Raw genomic sequence first — 22,113 nt, 5'->3', positions numbered from 1 at the left:
AAGATGGATGAAGAAAATCCATGTAAATGTCCTCCTCCGGGATTGCCTCAATGGATGGGGACATTTGCTGACTTGATGTCACTGCTGATGTGTTTCTTCGTACTGCTGCTCTCATTCTCTGAGATGGACGTACTGAAGTTCAAACAGATCGCTGGCTCGATGAAATTTGCGTTTGGTGTACAAAACCGCTTGGAAGTGAAAGACATTCCTAAAGGCACCAGCATCATTGCACAAGAGTTTCGACCTGGTCGTCCAGAGCCGACACCGATTGATGTGATCATGCAGCAGACGATTGATATTACGCAGCAAACGCTTGAGTTTCATGAAGGTGAATCTGAGCGTGCTGGCGGTACCATGCGTGATCAAGGCAAGATGACCGGAGGCAAGTCGCCAGAGGTTTCGACTCACGACAATCAAAACTCTGAGTCAGACCAACAGCAACAACAAGCTGAAGCTCAATCGCAAGAGATGGAAACCTTGATGGAAAGCATCAAGAAGGCGTTGGAGCGAGAGATAGACCAAGGCGCGATTGAAGTTGAAAACCTTGGCCAGCAGATTGTGATTCGAATTCGTGAGAAGGGTGCATTCCCATCGGGTTCTGCTTTCCTACAGCCTAAGTTCCGACCTTTGGTGAGACAGGTTGCTGAGTTGGTGAAAGATGTTCCGGGTATCGTTCGAATCTCAGGGCACACCGATAATCAACGTCTTGATTCCGAGCTTTATCGATCTAATTGGGACTTGTCATCACAGCGAGCAGTGTCTGTTGCTCAAGAGATGGAAAAGGTGCGTGGTTTCTCTCATCAACGCTTGAGAGTACGCGGCATGGCGGATACCGAGCCAGTCGAGCCGAACGATACTGAATGGCAACGTAGCCTCAACCGCCGCGTTGAAATCAGCATCATGCAGGGCGAGCCGCTTTACAGTGACGAAGTGCCTGTTATTAATGAATAGCCGATACGTGTACACACGGTAACATGCAGATAGCATCGAAAGCCCAACCTTATAATGAGGTTGGGCTTTTTGTTTGCTGGTCTTCAATGGTTCTCTCTGCGGCATTTATGTCGTTTCGAAACCTGCTACTGTTAATAACAAGCGGTTTAATGATGGTGTTACAGCAAGCACTCTTTTCCTTGCTTCACTTTCTCATGTATAATTCGCGCCCTTAGATTTAGATATGATCTATTCTTGCTTCAAGTGCTGTGTAAATTCTCTAATTTACTTGGCGATGAGCGTTTTCAAAATTTTGAACATTAATGTTGTGAAAGTACTATGAAATTTATTGTTAAGCCCCATCCGGAAATTTTTGTAAAAAGTGAATCGGTGCGTAAGCGCTTCACAAGGATTCTAGAGTGCAACATTCGTAACGTTATTCAACGTCGCTGTGAAAGTGTTGCGGTATTCAACCGTCGCGATCATATTGAAGTGACGTCTGAGAGTGACCAGTACTACGCAGAAGTGTTAGAGGCTCTGACTCACACTCCAGGTATTCACCACTCTCTTGAAGTTCAACAGTCTGAATTCAAAGACTTGCACGATATTTACGAGCAAGTACTAGAACGCAGCCGTGCTGACATTGAAGGCAAGACTTTCTCTGTACGTGCTAAGCGTCGTGGTAAGCATGACTTTACCTCTATTGAACTTGAGCGCTACGTAGGCGGCGGTCTAAACCAAGCAGTTGAGTCAGCGAAAGTTCGACTTAAGAACCCTGATGTAACCGTTAAGGTTGAAGTGGCTAACGACAAGCTAAACCAAGTTCTAGCTCGTCACAAAGGCCTCGGTGGCTTCCCTCTTGGTACTCAAGAAGATCTACTGAGCTTGATCTCTGGCGGCTTTGATTCTGGTGTTTCAAGCTACCTGCACATCAAACGCGGCTCTAAGGTTCACTACTGTTTCTTCAACCTTGGTGGCCCAGCGCACGAGATTGGTGTTAAACAAGTGGCTCACTACCTATGGAATAAATACGGCTCATCTGCAAAGGTGAAGTTCATTTCTGTAGACTTTGAACCTGTGGTTGCTGAAATCCTTGAGAACGTAGAAGACGGCCAAATGGGCGTTGTTCTTAAGCGTATGTTCATGCGTGCTGCTGGTATGGTTGCAGACAAGTTCAAGATCGAAGCGTTGGTTACTGGTGAAGCACTAGGTCAGGTATCAAGCCAAACGCTAACTAACCTGCGTCACATCGACAACGTGACAGATACTTTGATTCTTCGTCCGCTTATCAACTGGGATAAAGAAGACATCATCGACCTTTCTCGTATCATCGGTACTGAAGACTTCGCTAAGGTAATGCCTGAGTACTGTGGTGTTATTTCTAAGAAGCCAACAGTGAAAGCGAAGAAAGGCAAACTGGAAGCAGAAGAAGCTAAGTTTAACTTTGAAGTGCTGGATCAAGTGATCGAGAACGCTCGTGTTATGGATATCCGTGACATCGAGAAAGAGAGCCAAGAGCAAGCGCCTGAAGTTGAACAAGTTCAAGCTGTTGCTGAGCACGCTATCGTTCTTGATATCCGTAGCCCAGAAGAAGAAGACGAAAGCCCATTAGAGATCGAGGGTGTTGAAATTAAACACATCCCATTCTTCAAGCTTTCGACTCAGTTTGGCGACCTAGACCAAGCGAAAGAGTACTTGCTGTACTGTGACCGTGGTGTAATGAGCCGTCTACAGGCACTTTACCTACAAGAGCAGGGCTTCCATAACGTTAAGGTTTACCGCCCATAGTGGTGTGTTGACCAAGCGTTAATCATTTTGCAAAGCCGTTTACTGAAAAGTAAGCGGCTTTTTTATTTTCTATTGTGAATGATTTACAGTAGTCAGACAGAGGCGTGAGTTTGGGCGTGCTATCGTCATGCTCAGCTTTGAAATTTTTGGTTGATAGAAAGAGTGTGTTCTAAACGGGTTTATAAGTACCGAAGAAGTGTGAGTATCTTGAAGTATTCTGTTACTTTTTAGTGCAACTCAATGGTGCTATTTGTATGTGTTCAGTTGATTATTTGAGTGGGTGTCTGATTCTGTGATTGGCGATGAAAAATAATAAAGATTAATTAGCACAGCTATTGATAAACTTGTTGTTACATTTCTTTGCACATAAAAAAACACCGCCCATAAGGCGGTGTAAACAAATTTGACAGACAGGTCAAAATAAATACAGGAAGTACATGCCTCGTTTCAGTATAAACTGCAACAAAACATTTGGTAGAACTCTACCCAACTCGAAAAGAACGAGTTTGCAAACACAACATCGCAGGAGCTAAGCCAATTGATTCTAGAGAGAATCAAGCCGTTCAGGCTAGCTGCTGCGGGATGAAATATAGAATTTCTCTGGCTGCTAGGCAATGGACAAATTATAATGTTTCAGATAAAAAAAACTAATGCTTATTTAGAGAGTAACTATGTCTCGTCGATTACCCCCATTAAACTCGCTAAGAGTGTTTGAAGCTGCAGCTCGACACTTGAGTTTTACGCGTGCTGCAGAAGAGTTGTTTGTTACTCAAGCGGCAGTCAGTCATCAGATCAAAGCGCTTGAAGAATTCTTATCTTTGAAGCTGTTTCGCCGAAGAAACCGCTCTTTGCTGCTAACTGAAGAAGGTCAAAGCTACTTCTTAGATATCAAAGATATTTTCACATCACTAGCAGAAGCGACAGACAAAGTGCTGGAGCGAAGTGAGAAGGGCGCATTGACCATCAGTTTACCGCCGAGTTTTGCTATTCAATGGTTGGTACCAAGGCTCGCTGACTTTAATCAGCAAGAGCCTGATATTGATGTAAGAATCAAAGCCGTTGATATGGATGAAGGCTCGCTGACCGATGACGTAGACGTAGCTATTTATTATGGTCGAGGCAATTGGTCGGGGCTTAGAGCCGATAAGCTTTACCAAGAATACTTGATCCCTCTTTGCTCACCTTCCGTGCTGCTAGGAGTAAAACCATTAGAATCTCTCAGTGATTTAGCATGTCATACGCTATTGCATGATACTTCTCGAAAGGATTGGAAACAGTTCGCTAAGCAAAATGGCATCGATGGGGTAAACGTTAATCACGGCCCTATCTTCAGTCACTCAACCATGGTGCTGCAGGCAGCGGCTCACGGCCAGGGCATTGCTCTGGGTAACAACGTTTTGGCGCAGCCTGAAATCGAAGCGGGTCGTTTGATTGCGCCTTTTGATGAAGTGTTGGTGAGTAAGAACGCCTTCTATGTGGTTTGTCATGAGAAACAAGCCGACATGGGTCGTATTGCTACCTTCCGCGACTGGATGCTAGCGAAAGCGCAAAGTGAACAAGAGGACTTACTCGATGAATAACGTCATCATTGATGGTGAAGACAATCCCATCACCTTTATCTTTGCCCATGGTGCTGGCGCAGGCATGGAGCATGAGTTCATGCAGTCGGTAGCCAAAGGGTTAGCCTTTAAAGGGATACGAGTGATTCGTTTCAACTTCCCTTACATGATTAAACGTGCTGAAGATGGTAAGCGTCGTCCACCTGACAGAGCGCCTAAGCTACTTGAAGCCTATCAAGAGATTATTGAGCAGGTTGATGCCGATAAGCTTGTGATTGGTGGTAAGTCGATGGGAGGGCGTATGGCGAGCCATTTGTCTGAACTTGATAAGGTGGCCGCAATGGCGTGTTTAGGCTTTCCTTTCCACCCTCCGGGTAAACCAGAGAATTACAAAGGTGAGCATCTTGCCTCTTTGCAAAAGCCGTGTCTGATTCTTCAAGGCGAGCGCGATACCTTTGGTAAGCGTGAAGAGTTTGTCGATTTCGACCTATCGGATTCTATTCAAGTCGAGTTTATTCCCGATGGCGATCACAGCTTAAAGCCGCGCAAGAGCTCTGGCTACACAGAACAGCAGAACATCGCATTAACGGTTGAGAAGCTTTCTGCATTTATTAAAGAGGTGCTCAATGAGAAGTAAGTATTTACTCATGTTTGCTGGCATCTCTGGCGCGATTGCGGTAATGCTTGGTGCGTTCGCTGCACATGGGTTAAAGGCGATTCTACCTGAGTATCTTCTGGGCGTATTCGAGACAGGGGTTCAGTATCAGTTTATCCATACGTTAGCGATATTAGCGTGCGGCGCTCTGCTACAGATGAAACTTGGCGCTAAATCACAAAAATATTTTTTCATTGCGGCAATTTGCTTTATCATCGGCATCCTTTGTTTTAGTGGTAGCCTGTATGCGCTAGCACTGACAGGAATAAAATGGTTTGGCCCAATAACTCCGTTTGGTGGTCTACTATTTATCATTGGTTGGGGAGTCTTCTCCTTCGCTGCTTTGAATATAAAAGAGGTAACTCAGTGAAACACGTACTACTTTATTGTCGCTCTGGTTTTGAAAAAGAATGTGCTGGCGAAATTCAAGACAAGGCAACACAACTGGAAGTGTTTGGTTTTCCTCGCCTAAAGAACAATACAGGTTTTGTATTGTTTGAATGTTACCAAGCAGGTGAAGCGGACAAGTTGATCAAAGAGATCGATTTCCAATCACTGATCTTTGCTCGTCAAATGTTGGCAGTGGCTGTTGAAATTAAAGACCTGCCAACCGATGACCGTATTTCTCCAATTCTTGAGGCGCTTTCTGAGAAAGAAGGTTTCCCTCGTTGTGGTGATATCCGTATTGAAACGCCAGATACTAACGAAGCAAAAGAGCTTTTGAAGTTCTGCCGTAAATTTACCGTGCCGATGCGTCAAGCGATGCGTGGTAAAGGCCTGATGACAGCGAAAGATAACGCTAAGAAGCCTGTGCTTCATTTATGCTTCATCGCTCCGGGCCACTGTTTTGTTGGTTACTCTTACCCAACGAACAACTCCCAGTTCTTTATGGGTATCCCTCGTCTGAAGTTCCCATCAGATGCGCCAAGCCGTTCTACATTGAAGCTAGAAGAAGCATTCCACGTATTCATCCCTCGTGATGAGTGGGACGAGCGTTTGGCTCCAGGTATGTGGGGTGTTGATTTAGGTGCATGTCCAGGTGGTTGGACTTACCAATTGGTTAAGCGCTCGATGTTCGTTCACTGTGTTGATAACGGCATGATGGCAGACAGCCTAATGGAAACAGGTCAAATTAAGCACCACATGGTGGATGGCTTTAAGTTTGAACCAGACCGTAAGAACGTAACTTGGATTATCTGTGACATGGTTGAGAAGCCAGCTCGTGTTGCTCACCTTATGGGTGAGTGGATCATCAAAGGCTGGGCGAAAGAAGCACTGTTCAACCTTAAACTGCCTATGAAAGGCCGTTACGATGAAGTACTGCAAGATATCGAGAACCTAAAAGTGTTCCTGATTGAGAACAAAGTGAAGTTCAAGATGCAGGCTAAGCACCTTTACCACGATCGCGAAGAGATCACGGTCCACATTCAGGCGCTTTCAAACATCTCACCGCACTAATATTTACGTTAGTGTGTCAGTGATAAAAAATGCTCCTTTAAGGGGCATTTTTTGTATCAATATTATCGAGTCACAGCGACTTAAGCGTTTGCTTCGTAACGAATATCTTGCAGGTTGAACCCTAAATCAATATCGGTTTTGAGTGCCGATACTTGCTTACATACACGAGCGGATTCGATGTGTTCGTCGAACTTCTTACGATATTTTTTCGGCAGATCTTCTGCTTGATAGGCCGCTTCGATATCTGGGAAAGTGGTTAAGATTTCTTTTGCAGCTTTTGGTCCTATACCTGGAATCCCCGGTACTTGGCTAGAGCTCACACCGGTTAAGCCCCAGTAATCTGCAAGTTGCTCTGGTTTTACGCCGAACTCAGCTTCGATAAAGGGCTTATCTAACCAGCGATGTTGGAAGTAATCGCGGATCTGTAGTGTAGGTGATAACAGTTGGCAGTAACCTTTATCGGTAGAGATTATCGTAACTTTTTCACCATGGTCAGCCACTTTTTTTGCGAGTGTTGCTACTAAGTCATCAGCTTCATCGCCATCAGATAAAAGCGAATCAATACCTAATTCCCACCAAGCTTGTTGGATAGCATCGAGGCCTTTCAGTAATGGCTCAGGCATTGGCTTTCGGTTTTGTTTATAGGCAGGAAGGACTTCTGCACGCCAGCCCCGATCTTGTAAGTGGTGATCGAATACCGCGATGATGTGAGTTGGTTTAGACTCCGCAAGAATCTTATTAAGAGTACGAGTCGTGGTAGTGATGGTTCTTGCTATATCGGTTGGATCCGGCTGAACTGAGTGAACGCGTCGGATTAGGTTCAAGGCATCGATAATAACAAGATGGATAGACATAAGTTTCCACTAAATAGGCAATAAATAAGGGGCTGCTAGCCCCTTATAGTAACGTATCACTTGGTGAGTTGAAACGCTGGTGACGTAAACGTCATGACTTGTTTAGCTTTATGCTTACGGCTTTGTTATCAGTCAGATATTATCATCAGCTGCTTGGCGCAATTTTATAACAAGGAACGTAGTCGGTACCACCCGGCAGTTTCATTCGATCTTGTTCAACAAAATCATTTAGCAGTTGATCCATCTTAGTCATCAACTCTTTGTCGCCATCAATGAGGAATGGCCCATGCTTCTCAATCTCCAGAATACCTTCGGCTTTGACGTTACCTGCCACAATACCTGAGAACGCTTTACGTAAATTCGCAGCAAGGCTCTCTGTTTTCTGATCCATGTGCAGATCGAGTGCCGCCATAGATTCGTGAGTAGGGTCGAAGGGGAGTTGGAACTCAGGCTCAATATGCAGTGACCAGTTGTAGCTGTAAGCATCGCCTGTTTCTTTACGGTGAGAGCGTACATCTGGCATTGCTTGCTTCATAATTTTCGCAGCACGTGCTGGGTCATCAATCACGATTTCATAGTGCTTTTGCGCTTCTTCACCCAATGTTTCACCAATGAACTTATCAATTGAACGGAAGTAAGCCTCGCTCTCTTTAGAGCCAGTTAGAACGATAGGCATCGGTTGGTCTGCGTTGTTTGGGTGCATCATGATACCTAGGATGTACAGCAGTTCTTCGGCGGTTCCTGGGCCTCCAGGGAAGATTATGATGCCATGTGCCATACGAACAAACGCTTCAAGACGTTTCTCGATATCGGGCATGATCACCAGTTCGTTCACTATCGGGTTTGGCGGCTCAGCCGCAATGATTGATGGTTCAGTTAACCCTAAATAACGATGTTCAGTATAGCGCTGCTTAGCGTGACCAATAGCCGCACCTTTCATTGGCCCTTCCATCGCACCTGGTCCACAACCCGTACAGATGTTGAGTTCACGTAGGCCAAGTTCATTACCGACTTCGCGAGTATATTGGTATTCAGTGGCATTAATTGAGTGACCACCCCAGCACACGATCAGGTTCGGCTCAATGCCGGGTGTGAGTGCTCCTGCGTTTCTCAAAATACCAAACACAAGATTGGTGATGTGAGTTGCGTTGGTGAGGTTAAGCCTTTGGTTATCGGCCAAGTGCATGTTGACGTAGACAATGTCACGCAGCACTGAGAATAGATGTTCTTGAATACCCTTGATGATTTCACCGTCGACAAAGGCATGCTCTGGTGGGTTGCTTAGTTCGAGCTTGATACCACGCTCACGACGCACCACTTCAACATCAAATGACTGATACTTGTCGAGCAATTCTTTGGAGTTGTCGGTATGGCTACCCGAGTTCAGTACCGCTAACGTACAGTTACGATACAGTTGGTACAGATCACTAGATGCGGTTTTTTTAAGACGCTCAACTTCAAGTTGAGAGAGTAAATCCATGCTACCGGCAGGGCTGATATGAGTGATCATAGTGCCTCCTTGTTGAGAAGAGCAGAGGCGACTTTTGAAGTGACCCTCTGGCTCGAGAGTGAGAAGCAAACGTTGAAAGTGTTTGGTTAAAGGTGAGAAGAGTTAACCAGACGAAACGGTTACGACAGCGTTGCTTTATGGATTGTATGGAATTGCTTAAGGGCTAATATCGAGTTGCTTAAGATCTTATAAACAGCATGACTTGTCAAGAATGCTTGTTAAGCGAATGTTAATCATAAGCTTAGCAAACATTGAGGGAATTGGTATGTGATAAGTATTTGAAAAAAAGAAATAAATTAAATCAGGCCTAGTTTAATTCCAAACCAATTGGTTAGTACCACGTTGTTTGGCTTTGTTTAGCGTTTTATTGAGTCGCTCTAGTACTTCTTCAGGTGTATCTGACTCTTTGAATTGAGTACTTGCTGCACACAAAGTAATCGTGATTTGTTGATCACGGAACTTAAAGGGTAAACGGCTGACTTGAGTCTGGATGTTTTGAATTACCTGGTGGCAATATTCATCCGTTTGCTCTGGTAATAACAAGATAAATTCCTCACCAGAAAAACGAGCCACACTATCGGTAGCGCCGGTCTCTTTGGTGATGGTTCTTGCGATAATTTTGAGTGCTTTGTCACCCGCTGTATAACCAAAACTATCATTGATGGCTTTGAAATTGTCGATGTCGAGCAGTACAACACGCAGTGAGTGTTGCGCGCGAATCCAACGGCGGTATTCAAGTTCTAAGCGATCGGTAAAGGCGGTACGATTGTAGACCTTGGTGAGCGGGTCAAGCAACATACGCTGAGCCTGATCTTCTAAACGCTTTCGATAGTCTTGAGTCACTTCATAGAGCGAGTCTAACTGAGTTTTCCCGTAATTCATTCTCTCTATCAGAGCTTGTTCTTTTTGCTCTGCATGATTCAATCTTTCAGAAAGAGAGGCGATTTCACTAAGCAAAGGATTAATCGTCTGCTTTAAGTTATCAATGTCCGTTGCTTTATCTACAGAACTCTGGCTCTTGATGACAAGCTCATTTAGCTCAGAGTTCAGGCCTTGGCGATGCTTAAAGTAGCTTTGGCTTTGGTCTGCATTTTGATCTGCGGTTTTGATGCTAGACGCGAGTGAAGAATTAAGCTGGTCAATAAACTGTTCAGACTTTTTACGCTCTAGATTGGTGCCCTCTATGACTAGTTTGAGAATTTGAAGCGTCAGCTCAAGGAGGTTTTGTGTAGAAACACCAAGCAGCAGTTTGGCTCGAATATCGGTAAGTAGCTCACCCGATTCACCCTCAAAATCGAGTTCGGTGATCAGATGTTGTAATTCGTTTGATAAGTCGGCAAGGAGTTCTTGTTCAGGCGATTGCGCAGCGTCGGCAAAATGAGTACGAGAGTTGTTCGCCATGATCTTTATGGCACGCTCGTAAATACCGAGGAGTTTCATGGCGTGGTCGACTTTCTGACTGCCATTGCATTCGGAGAAGCTAAGTAAGTTTCGTAGATCACGTTTCAACGGTGCTGGTAGGCCAGTTATGCGTTGTAGCGTTTCTCCACTGTGCTTAATGCTATCATCCAGATATCCGTTCTGTTTATCCATAGCCAACGTCTTCTGCTTGAGCATTCTTTCTATGACTGCCAATTTAGGGATCATCGAGCTGATGTCTTTTTGCTTTTCTAGCTCTTCCCTAAGGGCAATGAGGTTTTCATCTAAATAACTGTTACTACCAACGCACGCATCACTTAAAGATGTGACGATGCGCTTAAGAACTTTTTGCTCTCTAATAAATTTGAACGAGGTGTCTCTTTGCGTCAAGCGAACTTGCTCCAACTGAAATTTCAGTTGGTGGAGTTGCGCCTGAATGTCTTTTTCAAGAATGCCCATAGATGTATTAATTAGCGCCGCGTAGATCGATCACGATCATTTAGATGAAATTCCGTTGCATCGATAATAACAAAACTAAAAATAAGGTCACGACTTGCAAGTCTTAACCGCTCGCAATTCAGTCATCTTTTAGCATTTTTTTGATGTTGTCCTCATTCTGGTACGACGATTGTATTTTTATTAACCCTTGATTAATGGCATGTTTACAAGCTTCTCGTATGTTACCAGTTGCAAGGCTTGCCGCTGGTGCGTTATCGATAGCTTTGAGGTATACCCATTGGCTAGTGCGTTCTTTCAAGCTGATTTCACGCGCTAGGTTGGTCGACATCAACAATACATCTAATAGCTCTTGGTCATTAATCGCGGTGTAAGCTCGTGGTAAAAACGGGTAGTCAGCGATGCCCATTCGAATCGTTCGGTTGATATTACGTTCTGGCTCGAAGTCATTTACCCACGATTGAATCTTTAGGAACATCGCTTCTGGTGATGAATCACGATCTGAATTTGGCTCTATATAAAGCAAGTTCGCATCTGAGAAATGATAGACGCGAGCTGGGCCTTCCAGTTTTGATTTTAAGAAATCACCGAAAGCATCTTCGAGCTCTAAGCCCGCTTTATAACCATTTTGCGTATACATGTTGCGCAGGAAAGGTAAGTCAATCATAACGAAGCGTAAGCGGTCGTTTAATGGTTCATAAATCAACTCCCCAAGCTGCCATTGCTCGAAGGTTTGGCTGGTTTGCTCTAACGAATTTGAGAGCTTAGCATTGAGCATTCTTAGGTTCGGAAGCTTTGAACGTGAGTGTGTAAAAAGATCAGTACGCAGCGAATCCACTTCTTTAGCTAAGGTTTGGATGAGGTAGCCTCTGCGTAGTACAAAGAAGAATAGGACGATGCTGAACAGAAATAGGGCGAAGGATATCTTTTGGAATTTACGATGCTCTAACTTATACCTTTCTAATTCTTGCGCTTGACCAGCGTAGTGCAAAGTTTGTTCAGCAAACTCTTTCTGCTGACGGAATGCATCCTCACCTACACGATTGAGTTTTTGCTGCTCTAAAGAAACTAAACTGTTGTACTGCTTGAGATTCGCTAATGCTTGTTGAGGACGACCTGCTTGTTCATAGCCTAAGGACAGTAAGTAATACGAACGCTGTGACAGGTGCATATTTTCTATCTGACGTGAAATCTCAAGTGCACGTGTCGCATGCTTGATTACGTCATCGCTCTCTTGTAGATGATAAGCTAACCCTGCCGACAGCAGCGCAGCGCGGCCTTCCAGTTTTGGAATATCTGTGTACTCCAACAGCTCAAGAGCGCGTGTTAGGTATTGTTCTGCAAGAGGGTAGTTATAAAGGCGTAAGTAGGTAGCTGATAAACTCAGACGAATATCAATGACTTGTTGGATATCTCGGTCGGTGCTTTCATGGTCCAAAACGTTGAAGAAATGCACTAACGCAAGGTTATATTTTCCTTGAAAGAAGTATACATCACCCATTTTTTTAAGCACTTGTGCCAAAACAGGTGAGTTTTCAAAGTTATCATAGAAATCAGCAGCTTGAGATAAGTGCTCGAGAGCTTTATCTAACACTTGGCGTTCAAAGAAAAGCTGAGCAAGCAGGCGGTTTACTTTTGCTAAGCGTGAGCTCAGATTACCTTCTACGGATTTCCAGTAGCCATACAACAACTCAGATAGTGCGTGGTTGTACTCTTTATGGGTTAGATAAAATTCACCGACCGCGATGTGGTAGTCGATAGTCACTTTTTCTGAGTAACGCTGATCGAGGTAGGTTTTCGCTTCTTGGTAGAACTTCTCGGCTTCATCGACCTTATTGTCATAAGAGGCAATATCAGCTTTCAGCATGATCAAACGATAGGTAATACCTTCTGTTAAACGCAAGGTTTTATTCACCGATTCTAGGTTTGCTTCGATACTCGCCAGCTCTGTTTTTGCTTTGGCTGATTTCCTGTCACTCAGCCAAAGTAAGCGTACTTTTAGGATCTCAAGATCCAGTTTTAGGTACTCAAGCTTATAGGTTTTCGCAAGCTCAAATGCTTTGTCGATATGTTGAATCGCAATATGAATATTACCAAGGTTGTATTCTGCTTTCGCTAATATCTTGTAGGCATCAATACTGCTGTTTGGGGTTCTGATCGAAGAGTCTGTCTCTTCGCGAGAAATAGCCGATGGGCTTTTCTCGCTTTGGTCTGAAAGGATACGTAGCGTTAGGTAGCTGTTCGCCATTTGTTTTGCTTGGCTCGGCTCTATCTCAACCAAGTTATTGGCTTCATTAAGCAGCGCCGAAGAATAAACCGACGCATTAACCGATGTGCTTAAGCTTAAAATAAATAGGCTAAAAACGTATAACCAACGCATTTCAATATCCCTTTAAAGATTGGGTAGGTTCAAATAAGTGTGGGTGGTTCCAGCCTAATTACTGGCGGGCCATACGCTTATTGTGGCTTGGTCTATCTTGCTCTGTTGAACGGTATGGATTGATATCCAAGCCACCACGACGCGTGTAACGTGCAAATACGGTGAGTTTCGATGGTGCGCAGTATTTCATGATATCCGTAAAGATACGTTCAACACATTGTTCGTGGAACTCGTTGTGTTCACGGAAAGAAACTAAATAGCGCAGCAGTGCTTCACGGTCAATTTGCTTACCTGAATATGCGATCTCAACGCTGCCCCAATCGGGTTGATTGGTGATCAAACAGTTCGACTTCAATAGGTGGCTGTGCAGTGTTTCTTCAACGTCTTGTTCGCCAGCAGCGCCTTCAAGCAGCGACGCTTCAAAGTCGTAGCTAGTGATTTGGATGTCTTGGTTGTCGATACAGTCACCTTCCATCGTCACGATAGGTTGGTTAGTGTAGTCGGTTACTGAGTTTACATTCACAATCACCGTTTCGCCTGCACATGCCGACAAATCTTGGGTCAGGCGCTCGGTTACTTGATCCCAGTTTTCAAATTGAGTCTGGTTGTAGCTGTTCAGGTACAGCTTGAAAGATTTTGATTCAATTAAATTTGGGCTGGTTGCTGGGATGAAAACTTCACCGACAGCCACTTGTGGTAGACCATTGGTGTTTAGCCACGAAAGCTCGTACATCGTCCAAATATCATGACCAACAAAAGGCAGCTCGCCGTTTAGCGCAAGATCATCGCGATTAAGGCTACGAGGCACTGGTTGCAATAAACTTGCATCGTATTGGTTAGAGTACTCAGTTTTTTGGCCAAGGGTTAAACCCGCTAGCTCTTTTGCGTCAGAATATTTGCTCATACTTTCGTTTCAAATTCGATTAGAATGGGGTCGATTTTACTGAATCCCCCTTACCCTGTCATTAAGTCATCGCTTAATCGGCGCGGAAAGGGCTCGGATTCTATTTATTATTTTGTGTTTAGGAGATTTTCATGACTCAACGTGCTCAAGACGCACTACTTTCTTTTAGTCAGCGATACGTTGACGCGTGGAAGCAGAAACACCAAAGCTTACCTCGTAATGAGGAGTTGGTGGACATCGTATCGCCATGCGTAGAAGAAAAGAGTGGCGATGCCGTGTTGTGGAAGCACTATCCACGTGAGCAATTCGCGGATTTCACCAACGTTGAAACCGGTATTGAGTTGACTCTGCATGAAGACATCAAAACTTTTTACGGCGCACAATTCAGCGCAGATATGAACGCAACTTTCGATGGTAACGAATTGACTCTGTTACAGATTTGGAGTGATGAAGACTTCGAATGCCTACAAGAAAACATTTTGGGTCACCTAGTAACTCAGCGTCGCTTGAAGCTAAAACCAACGGTTTTCATTGCCGCGACCGATGCTGAGCTGGATGTTATCTCTATCTGTAACCTAACGGGTAACGTGATTTTGGAGCGCTTAGGTACCAAAAATCGTGATGTGCTCGCCGAGACATTGGCAGAATTTTTAGAAAAGCTACAACCAGCGGTATAAATAGATGTACGTACTAGAACTTCAATTTGAGTGTTTTGATAACACAACGGTAAGCGCTGTCGACAAGGCGGTTAATGGCTTAATGGATGCACTTCGTTATAACGGACAAGTGTTAGGTCGTGAGTTCCCAATCGTGATGGGCGATGGTGAATTCTATGTTCGCGTTGTGTGCCCGGAGCAAGATAGCTTGCACCCGCGTAATCACTCAGACTTTGTGAAAGTGTGTTTTGATCGCTTGTCTAACGCGAGCCTACTAGCGCCTAAAATGCGTTTGCTCGGTCGAGATCTGAACTCAGAAGAAGTGGCAGAAGATGAAACACCAAGCTGGCAGGTGTTATACACGACATTCGTGCACACCTGTTCACCGCTGCGTAGTGGCGATAGCTTGCTACCAATCCCTTTGTATCGCAATCCACCTACCTTCAATGGCGACCATAAAGCCGTGTTGAAATGGCAGACCGAATGGCAAGCCTGTGATGAAGTACAAATGGGTGGTGGTTGTCGCGCGGAACATGCAACGCTAACCGAGATCAGTGACACGAAGAGTGTGCTGTTTAAACGCGGTTGGGGTCTAAGAGGGCGCATTGAGTATCTGACTAAGGTTCCAACCTACTACTACTTATACCGTGTCGGTGGGATCAGCCTGAAAGATGAAAAAGAGCGCAAATGCCCGCAATGTGGTGGTGAATGGCTGCTAGATGCGCCTATCCACGATATTTTCTATTTCAAGTGTGATGACTGCCGATTGGTGTCAAACATCTCTTGGGATCACCTGAAGTAATCGACTTTGTTTCGCTTAAATCTGAGATGCTTTACTTTCTAGCAAATCTTTATCATTAAAAAAGGGGCTGACGTTATGTCAGCCCCTTCGGGTATCTATACAGTGCTGTCGTTTAGTTGATTACCAACCTTTAACGACGCCACCTTGGAAGATGTCAGAAGCTGCGTTGTACACTTCTTCAGTTTGGTAAGCTTTAACGAAGTTTTGTACGTTTTCAGCGTTTAGGTTGTCTTCACGAGAAACGATTAGGTTTACGTAAGGAGAATCTTTGTCTTCAACGAATACGCCATCTTTTTGTGGAGTCAGGTTGATAGAGCTCGCGTAAGTTGTGTTGATGATAGATAGAGCAACATCATCAAGAGAACGTGGCAGTTGAGCTGCGTCTAGTTCAACAATCGTTAGGTTCTTAGGGTTACCCACGATGTCGCGAACTGTAGCTAGAAGACCTGCGCCTTCACGAAGTTCAAGAAGACCTTGTTGCTCAAGAAGAAGTAGAGAGCGACCTAGGTTTGTAGGGTCGTTTGGTACAGCAATACGAGCACCGTCTTGGATTTCGTCTACCGATTTCACTTCTTTAGAGTAACCCGCAATTGGGTAAACAAACGTGTTACCAGCGATAGTTAGCTTGTAGCCACGGTCAGCCACTTGCTGATCTAGGTACGGTGCGTGTTGGAATGCGTTGATGTCGATAGAACCATCATCTAGAGCTGCGTTTGGTGTTACGTAATCCGTGAAAGTAACCAGTTCAACGTCTAGGCCGTATTTCTCTTTCGCTACTTTAGCTGCCACTTCAGCAACTTGCGCTTCTGCACCTGCCATTACGCCAACTTTTACTTTAGAAGTATCCACTTCTTTATCGCCACAACCTGCTAGAACTAGCGCTGAAGCTGCTGCTGCGATAGTTAGTAAACCTTTAAGGTTAAATTTCATAATAATCTCCTTTTAATAAATCTATTTAATTAGGTTCAGACGACTCTACTCTTTATGTGTGAGTCTTTATCTGTGGTCAACACGGCGAACTAATGAATCACCGATTGATTGAATAATTTGTACCAGCACAATCAACATCACTACTGTCACAGCCATGATGGTCACATCGTAGCGGTGGAATCCGTAACGAATCGCGACATCACCTAGGCCACCTCCGCCTACAGTACCGGCCATTGCTGAGTAGCTCACCAGAGTCACTAGCGTAATCGTTACTGAGTTGATGATAGTCGGTAGTGCTTCTGGAAGCAGAACCTTATTGATGATTTGTGTTGGTGTTGCGCCCATTGATTGGGCCGCTTCCACTAGACCTGTTGGTACTTCAAGTAGTGCACTTTCGATAAGTCGAGCCACGAATGGGATAGCGCCAATCGTCAGTGGAACAATCGCTGCTGTTGTACCGATGAAGGTACCAATCAGCATCTTAGTCAGTGGAATAATCGCAACCATCAAAACTAAGAAAGGTACTGAACGACCCACGTTCACAATCGCACCTAGAATCTTGTTTACTTTGGTGTTCTCTAACAGGCCACCTTTTTTAGTCGTATGCAGAATCACGCCTAGTGGGATACCGACCGCGAAGCCAACAATGCCTGCAACAGCAACCATGTAAAGCGTTTCGCCTGTTGCGCCTAATAGAAGGTTACCGTTAAGGCTGATCCAGTCAGCAATCTCGTTGAAACTAAAGGACATAACCAAGCACCTCTACTTTTACATTGTTGTCGCGTAGGAATTGGATAGCAGCATTATCATCTGCTTCATTACCGAACAGTTCAGCGACCATCATGCCGAACTTCACGCCACCGGCGTAATCAAGGTCAGAACTTAAGATGCTGACATCGATATTGAATTTACGTGCGATTTGCGTCATTAGCGGAGCATCAACCGTTGCACCAGTAAACTCAAGACGCACCAGCGGGTAGCTGCTGTTTACGCGAGTCTCTTGCAAACGTGCTTGGTAATCTTCAGGGATCGTCAGATCCAACGTTGAGCGAATAAACTGATGCGCTAGCTCTGTCTTCGGATGAGCAAAGATGTCACCGACTGTACCTTTCTCTACCAATTCACCGCCGCCAATGATCGCAACCTCGTGACAAATGCTTTTAACCACATCCATCTCGTGTGTAATAAGCAGGATAGTGATGTTCAGCTTGCGGTTGATTTCACGCAGCAGCTCAAGGATAGATTGAGTTGTTGCTGGATCCAATGCGCTGGTGGCTTCATCACATAGCAGTACTTTCGGGTCAGAGGCCAGTGCGCGAGCAATCGCCACACGCTGCTTTTGACCACCACTTAGGTTTGCCGGGTAGGTGTCACGCTTATCAGCAAGGCCAACCAGTTCAAGTAACTCGCTGACTTTCGCTTCAATAATCGCTTTATCTTTACCAGCAAGTTCTAGAGGCAGTGCTACATTGTTAAATACAGTACGAGAAGACAGCAGGTTGAAGTGTTGGAATATCATGCCGATGTTACGGCGCGCTTCGCTAAGTTCTGATTTGCTGAGTTTTGTTAGGTCGATACCGTCAACAATCACTTCACCAGAGGTCGGAGCTTCCAACATATTTACACAACGGATCAGGGTACTTTTGCCTGCACCAGAAGAGCCGATGACTCCAAAGATTTGACCTTGAGGAATGTGGAGGTTGATATCAATTAAGGCATTGATTTCTTTAGTGCCTTGATAAAAAACCTTGTTGACTTGATTCACTTTAATCATAGAGAAACCCGTGCAGGTAGAACAGAATAATATGTCGATAGCTCGCTCGATTTACAGACGATGCTATGGTGTTCTATGATCTAAGTCAATAGATATTTTTACGTCTAGACGGCTAAACGTCGATTGTATGGCTAAGCTAGAAACAAATCGTTAACGAACGCAAAACTAAATAGATAGTGATGAAGCAAATAAAGCGTGTAATAATTAATGATTAATAGAGAGTTGATAGAGAACAAAATTTTGTCTAAACCTGCTGTTTTTTTAGATCGTGATGGAGTGATTAACGTTGATCACGGCTACGTACATGATGAGCATGACTTTGAATACATCGATGGTGTGTTTGAAGCGGCGAAAGCGTTTAAAGATATGGGTTATTTATTGGTGCTAGTGACCAACCAATCTGGTATTGCTCGCGGCATGTTTAGTGAAGACCGTTTTCTTTCTTTAACGCAGTGGATGGATTGGAACTTTGTTGATAATGGTGTCGAGCTCGATGGCATTTATTACTGTCCTCACCACGCTGAGCACGGTATTGGTGACTACAAGCAAGATTGTGAATGTCGTAAGCCAAAGCCAGGCATGTTCATTTCTGCTCGTGACTTTCTGAAGATTGATATGGCTAACTCGGTCATGATCGGCGATAAAGCGGAAGACATGATGGCTGCAGAAGCTGCAGGTGTTGGTACTAAAGTCTTGGTAAGAACGGGTAAACCCATCACTGAAAAAGGTGAAGCGTTGGCTAGCGTGGTACTTGATAGCATTAAAGACGTACCCGCTTTCTTAAAAGGCTAAACGTTTTATTTATCACTAAGGTATGGACCTATCATTAGGCACTTACATTAGGTTTGTTCGAACCTGTGAATAGGCTAAGTGTCGTTGACTATATAAAGATGAGGAACGAAGTATGAAAGCTATGTTGGTAGCATCTCTATGTACAGTAGCATTGGTTGGGTGCTCTAAATCAGCAGCCCCTGAGACTGATAGCGCAACATCGAATGATCAATTCGCGACTTATCAATGTGAGTCTGACGTCTCGTTTGATGTGTCTTACCTTGATAATGAAAAAGCGGTACTACGCTTGCCTGATAATGAATACCGCCTGACTCAAGTTCCAGCGGGCTCAGGAACCAAATACATCTTAGATGATGGCACTTCAGAGATGATTAACAGCATCACTTTGCGCACGAAAGGTGACAATGCGCGTCTAGAACTTGGTCGCGTAGTCTATCGAAATTGCCAAAAGTAAGTCATAGTAAGAACTGCTAGTATTTACAAACAGTTAAGTGAGGGAATCTACCCTCACTTTTTCTTCTCTTCCCTTTAACGTTAGACTTTTTATGAGCAAAAAACTCACTATTCTTGATATTGCAAAGCTGTCCGGTGTTGGTAAGTCAACCGTATCACGCGTTCTGACCAATGATCCAAAAGTGAAACCTGAAACCCGTGAAAGGGTAGAAAGAGTAATTCAAGAATCTGGGTACACGCCTTCAAAGTCTGCGCAATCGATGCGCGGTGGCAGCCAAAAAGTCATCGGCGTGATTATCTCTCGTTTGGACTCTCCCTCTGAAAACAAAGCCGTTAGCACGATGCTGGCCGAGTTGTATCGAGCGGATTACGATGTCGTGATCATGGAAAGCCAACTTGATAGAGATAAAGCCAATGAGCACCTGCAAGTTCTAAAGCGTCGTAACGTTGATGGCATTATTGTATTTGGTTTTACTGACTGCGATATTCCGGCAATCGAAGCTTGGGAACACAAAGCGGTGGTGATTGCTCTGGATACCGAGAACGTGACGTCGATTAACTATGATAACCAACAGGTGATCAATAGTGCGTTGGTGCATTTATTGGATCAAGGGATCTCTGACGTTGGCTTTATCGGGGTTGATCCTAGTGATAAATCAACCGGTGAACTGCGTCTTAAGGCTTATCTCGATTGGTGTGAAAACACAGGTTCAGTGGCAAACTATCGTACTGGTCAACTTCATCACGAAAGTGCTTATCAGCTGGTGGATGAGGTGTTAACTCCCGCGACTCAAGCGATCGTTTGTGCCAGTGATACGCTGGCTCTTGGTGTAATCAAGCGTCTGCAAGAACTACAACGTGAAGATGTGGTCGTCACTGGCGTTGGTGGTAATGATCTTCTCTCTTTCTTATTCCCACGAGTATTTAGCATTGATCCTGGTTACCAATCTGCAGGTAAGTTGGCTGCTAATCTATTGATCTCTCAGCTTTTAGGCAATTCAGAGATCTCTCATCATACGCAATCTCCTATTCTATAATCCACTCAATTAAGCGAAATTGAACGGCTTAGATTAAAATTAGAGTGTGATCTCTTTCAATTAATGGGATTGTTCCCATTTTAATTTATCATTCATACGGGCATTATAATAACCGTAATTGGGAATGTTCCCATAAATCTAAGTCTGAGTGATTATAGCTTGCATGGTTTAGATGAGTAATTGAATGAAACCAGGGTGGGGTAGTATGAGTAAGATAGCGAAGCAAGACGTTGCGCGTCTTATCGAGTTAGTCGGTGGTAAAGAAAACATTGCGAGTGTCAGCCACTGTCTGACTCGACTGCGTTTTGTATTGAACGATACAGAGCAGGCCAACAAAGCTGAACTCGAAAAACTGAAGCTAGTAAAAGGCTGTTTTACTAATGCAGGCCAATTCCAAGTTGTGATTGGCACTGAAGTTGATGAAGTGTACGCACTTCTGATTGAACAGACAGGTAAAGAGGCATCATCAAAAGATGAGGCGAAGCTGGCTGCTCGTCAAAACATGAACTTCCTTGAGCGTGGTATCTCCCATTTAGCCGAAATTTTCGTACCACTGCTGCCTGCCATCATTACAGGTGGTTTGATTCTTGGTTTCCGTAATGTGATTGGCGACATTCGCATGTTCGACGGCAAAACCCTCGTTGAAATCAGTCAATTCTGGGCAACCGTTCACTCTTTCTTATGGTTGATCGGCGAAGCTATTTTCTTCTTCCTACCGGTTGGCGTGTGTTGGGCTACGGTTAAGAAGCTTGGCGGAACCCCTATTTTGGGTATCACGCTCGGTGTGACCTTAGTTTCACCACAACTCATGAACGCATACATGATAGGTAAATCGGTACCTGAGGTATGGGATTTTGGGCTGTTCGTGATTGAGAAGGTCGGTTATCAGGCTCAGGTGATCCCAGCGATGTTAGCGGGTGTGGCCTTGGCGTTCATTGAAACCAATCTTAAGCGTATCGTCCCTGCTTACTTGTACCTAGTGGTTGTGCCATTTGTATCGATTATTTTGTCTGTGATTCTAGCGCACGCTTTCATTGGCCCATTCGGTCGTATGTTAGGCGATGGTGTGGCATTCGCGGCTAAAGCTGCAATGACAGGTGATTTTGCGATTCTTGGTTCAGTGGTTTTTGGTTTCCTATACGCACCTTTGGTTATCACGGGTATTCACCACACAACCAATGCCGTCGACCTACAACTGATGCAAGACTTAGGCGGCACACCAATCTGGCCTTTGATTGCGCTATCAAATATTGCACAAGCTTCAGCGGTTGTTGGCATCATCATCTTAAGCAAACGCGAAGGCGAACGAGATATCTCGGTTCCAGCTGCAATCTCTGCTTACTTAGGTGTAACAGAGCCAGCGATGTACGGCATCAACCTTAAATACAAATTCCCAATGCTGAGCGCAATGATCGGCAGTGCCGCTGCGGCTGCTATCTGTGGTAGTGCAGGAGTGATGGCGAATGGTATCGGTGTTGGTGGCTTGCCAGGCATCCTATCGATTCAACCGCAATATTGGTCCGTTTACTTAATTGCGATGCTGGTGGCGATTGTACTACCCGTCACGTTAACACTGTTCTTCTATAAACGAGCACAGATGAAAGGCGAACTAGAAACCGCCAACGCGTAATGCATTTAATAAGCGATGACTCCAAAGTGAGCCATCGCTTTTTCTCTTAGTTATAGCTTTTTCTTTTAGTTATAACGGCTATTCGACCATGATTCACATGGTGATTTTTATTTTATATTTTCTGGT

20 protein-coding genes are annotated in these 22,113 nt (G+C 44.5%); 12 read left to right on the top strand and 8 right to left on the bottom strand.

Going from position 1 to position 22,113, the window contains the following annotated elements:
- The first annotated feature begins 3 nt into the window (after window positions 1-3).
- From AB4503_RS02945 to rlmM, 6 genes are all read left to right on the top strand, one after another.
- Window positions 4-951 carry a flagellar motor protein MotB gene (locus tag AB4503_RS02945; RefSeq protein ID WP_017060777.1) on the top strand — a complete coding sequence of 316 codons (948 nt, stop codon included), beginning with the start codon at window positions 4-6 and terminating at the stop codon, window positions 949-951.
- Window positions 952-1,269: 318 nt separating this feature from the next.
- The gene (gene thiI / locus AB4503_RS02940; protein ID WP_372113571.1) at window positions 1,270-2,718 is read left to right on the top strand and encodes a tRNA uracil 4-sulfurtransferase ThiI; all 1,449 of its coding nucleotides are present in this window, start codon (window positions 1,270-1,272) and stop codon (window positions 2,716-2,718) included.
- A 671-nt stretch (window positions 2,719-3,389) separates the two neighbouring features.
- A complete protein-coding gene (locus AB4503_RS02935; RefSeq protein ID WP_012604639.1) occupies window positions 3,390-4,298 on the top strand; it encodes a transcriptional regulator GcvA in 909 nt (302 codons plus the stop codon).
- Window positions 4,291-4,914, top strand: coding sequence for an alpha/beta fold hydrolase (locus AB4503_RS02930; RefSeq protein WP_372113569.1), 624 nt, complete (start codon window positions 4,291-4,293; stop codon window positions 4,912-4,914). Before AB4503_RS02935 ends, AB4503_RS02930 begins: the two co-directional genes overlap by 8 nt.
- Window positions 4,904-5,302, top strand: coding sequence for a DUF423 domain-containing protein (locus AB4503_RS02925; protein ID WP_372113567.1), 399 nt, complete (start codon window positions 4,904-4,906; stop codon window positions 5,300-5,302). Before AB4503_RS02930 ends, AB4503_RS02925 begins: the two co-directional genes overlap by 11 nt.
- On the top strand, window positions 5,299-6,390 hold the full coding sequence (gene rlmM / locus AB4503_RS02920) for a 23S rRNA (cytidine(2498)-2'-O)-methyltransferase RlmM (RefSeq protein WP_017070491.1): 1,092 nt from the start codon (window positions 5,299-5,301) through the stop codon (window positions 6,388-6,390). Before AB4503_RS02925 ends, rlmM begins: the two co-directional genes overlap by 4 nt.
- Window positions 6,391-6,470: 80 nt before the next feature.
- Here rlmM and xni read toward each other — a convergent pair whose 3' ends face one another.
- The 5 genes from xni to queF all read right to left on the bottom strand — a co-directional run bounded on the left by xni (window position 6,471) and on the right by queF (window position 13,913).
- A complete protein-coding gene (gene xni / locus AB4503_RS02915; RefSeq protein ID WP_102331961.1) occupies window positions 6,471-7,244 on the bottom strand; it encodes a flap endonuclease Xni in 774 nt (257 codons plus the stop codon).
- 145 nt (window positions 7,245-7,389) lie between these two features.
- Entirely contained in the window at window positions 7,390-8,754 is a 1,365-nt protein-coding gene (gene ppnN / locus AB4503_RS02910) for a nucleotide 5'-monophosphate nucleosidase PpnN (protein WP_010436397.1), read from the bottom strand.
- 312 nt (window positions 8,755-9,066) lie between these two features.
- Complete coding sequence (locus tag AB4503_RS02905) at window positions 9,067-10,632, bottom strand: GGDEF domain-containing protein (RefSeq protein WP_016767599.1); 1,566 nt, start codon at window positions 10,630-10,632, stop codon at window positions 9,067-9,069.
- Between the two features lie 118 nt (window positions 10,633-10,750).
- Window positions 10,751-13,009 (bottom strand): lipopolysaccharide assembly protein LapB, encoded by a 2,259-nt coding sequence (locus AB4503_RS02900; RefSeq protein ID WP_010436402.1) that lies wholly within the window; start codon window positions 13,007-13,009, stop codon window positions 10,751-10,753.
- Between the two features lie 58 nt (window positions 13,010-13,067).
- Window positions 13,068-13,913 (bottom strand): NADPH-dependent 7-cyano-7-deazaguanine reductase QueF, encoded by an 846-nt coding sequence (gene queF / locus AB4503_RS02895; protein WP_017060768.1) that lies wholly within the window; start codon window positions 13,911-13,913, stop codon window positions 13,068-13,070.
- A gap of 131 nt (window positions 13,914-14,044) precedes the next feature.
- Here queF and syd point away from each other — a divergent pair, with 131 nt between their 5' ends.
- Both syd and AB4503_RS02885 read left to right on the top strand, forming a co-directional pair.
- On the top strand, window positions 14,045-14,590 hold the full coding sequence (gene syd / locus AB4503_RS02890) for a SecY-interacting protein (RefSeq protein WP_017063346.1): 546 nt from the start codon (window positions 14,045-14,047) through the stop codon (window positions 14,588-14,590).
- 4 nt (window positions 14,591-14,594) lie between these two features.
- Entirely contained in the window at window positions 14,595-15,371 is a 777-nt protein-coding gene (locus AB4503_RS02885; RefSeq protein ID WP_017060766.1) for a Zn-ribbon-containing protein, read from the top strand.
- A gap of 120 nt (window positions 15,372-15,491) precedes the next feature.
- Here the strand turns inward: AB4503_RS02885 and AB4503_RS02880 are convergent, their stop codons facing one another.
- From AB4503_RS02880 to metN, 3 genes are all read right to left on the bottom strand, one after another.
- On the bottom strand, window positions 15,492-16,301 hold the full coding sequence (locus AB4503_RS02880) for a MetQ/NlpA family lipoprotein (RefSeq protein WP_017060765.1): 810 nt from the start codon (window positions 16,299-16,301) through the stop codon (window positions 15,492-15,494).
- A 66-nt stretch (window positions 16,302-16,367) separates the two neighbouring features.
- The gene (locus tag AB4503_RS02875) at window positions 16,368-17,051 is read right to left on the bottom strand and encodes a methionine ABC transporter permease (protein ID WP_017060764.1); all 684 of its coding nucleotides are present in this window, start codon (window positions 17,049-17,051) and stop codon (window positions 16,368-16,370) included.
- Window positions 17,041-18,075: a methionine ABC transporter ATP-binding protein MetN gene (gene metN, locus AB4503_RS02870; RefSeq protein ID WP_017060763.1), complete on the bottom strand. Its 1,035-nt coding sequence runs from the start codon at window positions 18,073-18,075 to the stop codon at window positions 17,041-17,043. The genes AB4503_RS02875 and metN overlap by 11 nt, the downstream gene beginning before the upstream one ends.
- A 207-nt stretch (window positions 18,076-18,282) precedes the next feature.
- Between metN and gmhB the strand changes: the two genes are divergently transcribed.
- From gmhB to treB, 4 genes are all read left to right on the top strand, one after another.
- A complete protein-coding gene (gmhB, locus tag AB4503_RS02865; protein WP_017060762.1) occupies window positions 18,283-18,867 on the top strand; it encodes a D-glycero-beta-D-manno-heptose 1,7-bisphosphate 7-phosphatase in 585 nt (194 codons plus the stop codon).
- A 112-nt stretch (window positions 18,868-18,979) separates the two neighbouring features.
- Window positions 18,980-19,321, top strand: a complete 342-nt coding sequence (locus AB4503_RS02860; protein ID WP_017060761.1) for an MliC family protein — start codon at window positions 18,980-18,982, stop codon at window positions 19,319-19,321.
- 91 nt (window positions 19,322-19,412) lie between these two features.
- A complete protein-coding gene (gene treR, locus AB4503_RS02855; RefSeq protein ID WP_372113566.1) occupies window positions 19,413-20,357 on the top strand; it encodes a trehalose operon repressor TreR in 945 nt (314 codons plus the stop codon).
- Window positions 20,358-20,562: 205 nt separating this feature from the next.
- On the top strand, window positions 20,563-21,987 hold the full coding sequence (gene treB / locus AB4503_RS02850) for a PTS trehalose transporter subunit IIBC (protein WP_102319954.1): 1,425 nt from the start codon (window positions 20,563-20,565) through the stop codon (window positions 21,985-21,987).
- The last annotated feature ends 126 nt before the right edge of the window (window positions 21,988-22,113 follow it).

The organism is Vibrio sp. 10N.222.55.B11, from assembly GCF_041473705.1.
Lineage (GTDB): Bacteria > Pseudomonadota > Gammaproteobacteria > Enterobacterales > Vibrionaceae > Vibrio > Vibrio crassostreae_C.
The sequence above is the reverse complement of the archived record's forward strand: the minus strand, read 5'-3'. Positions and strand labels throughout refer to the sequence as shown.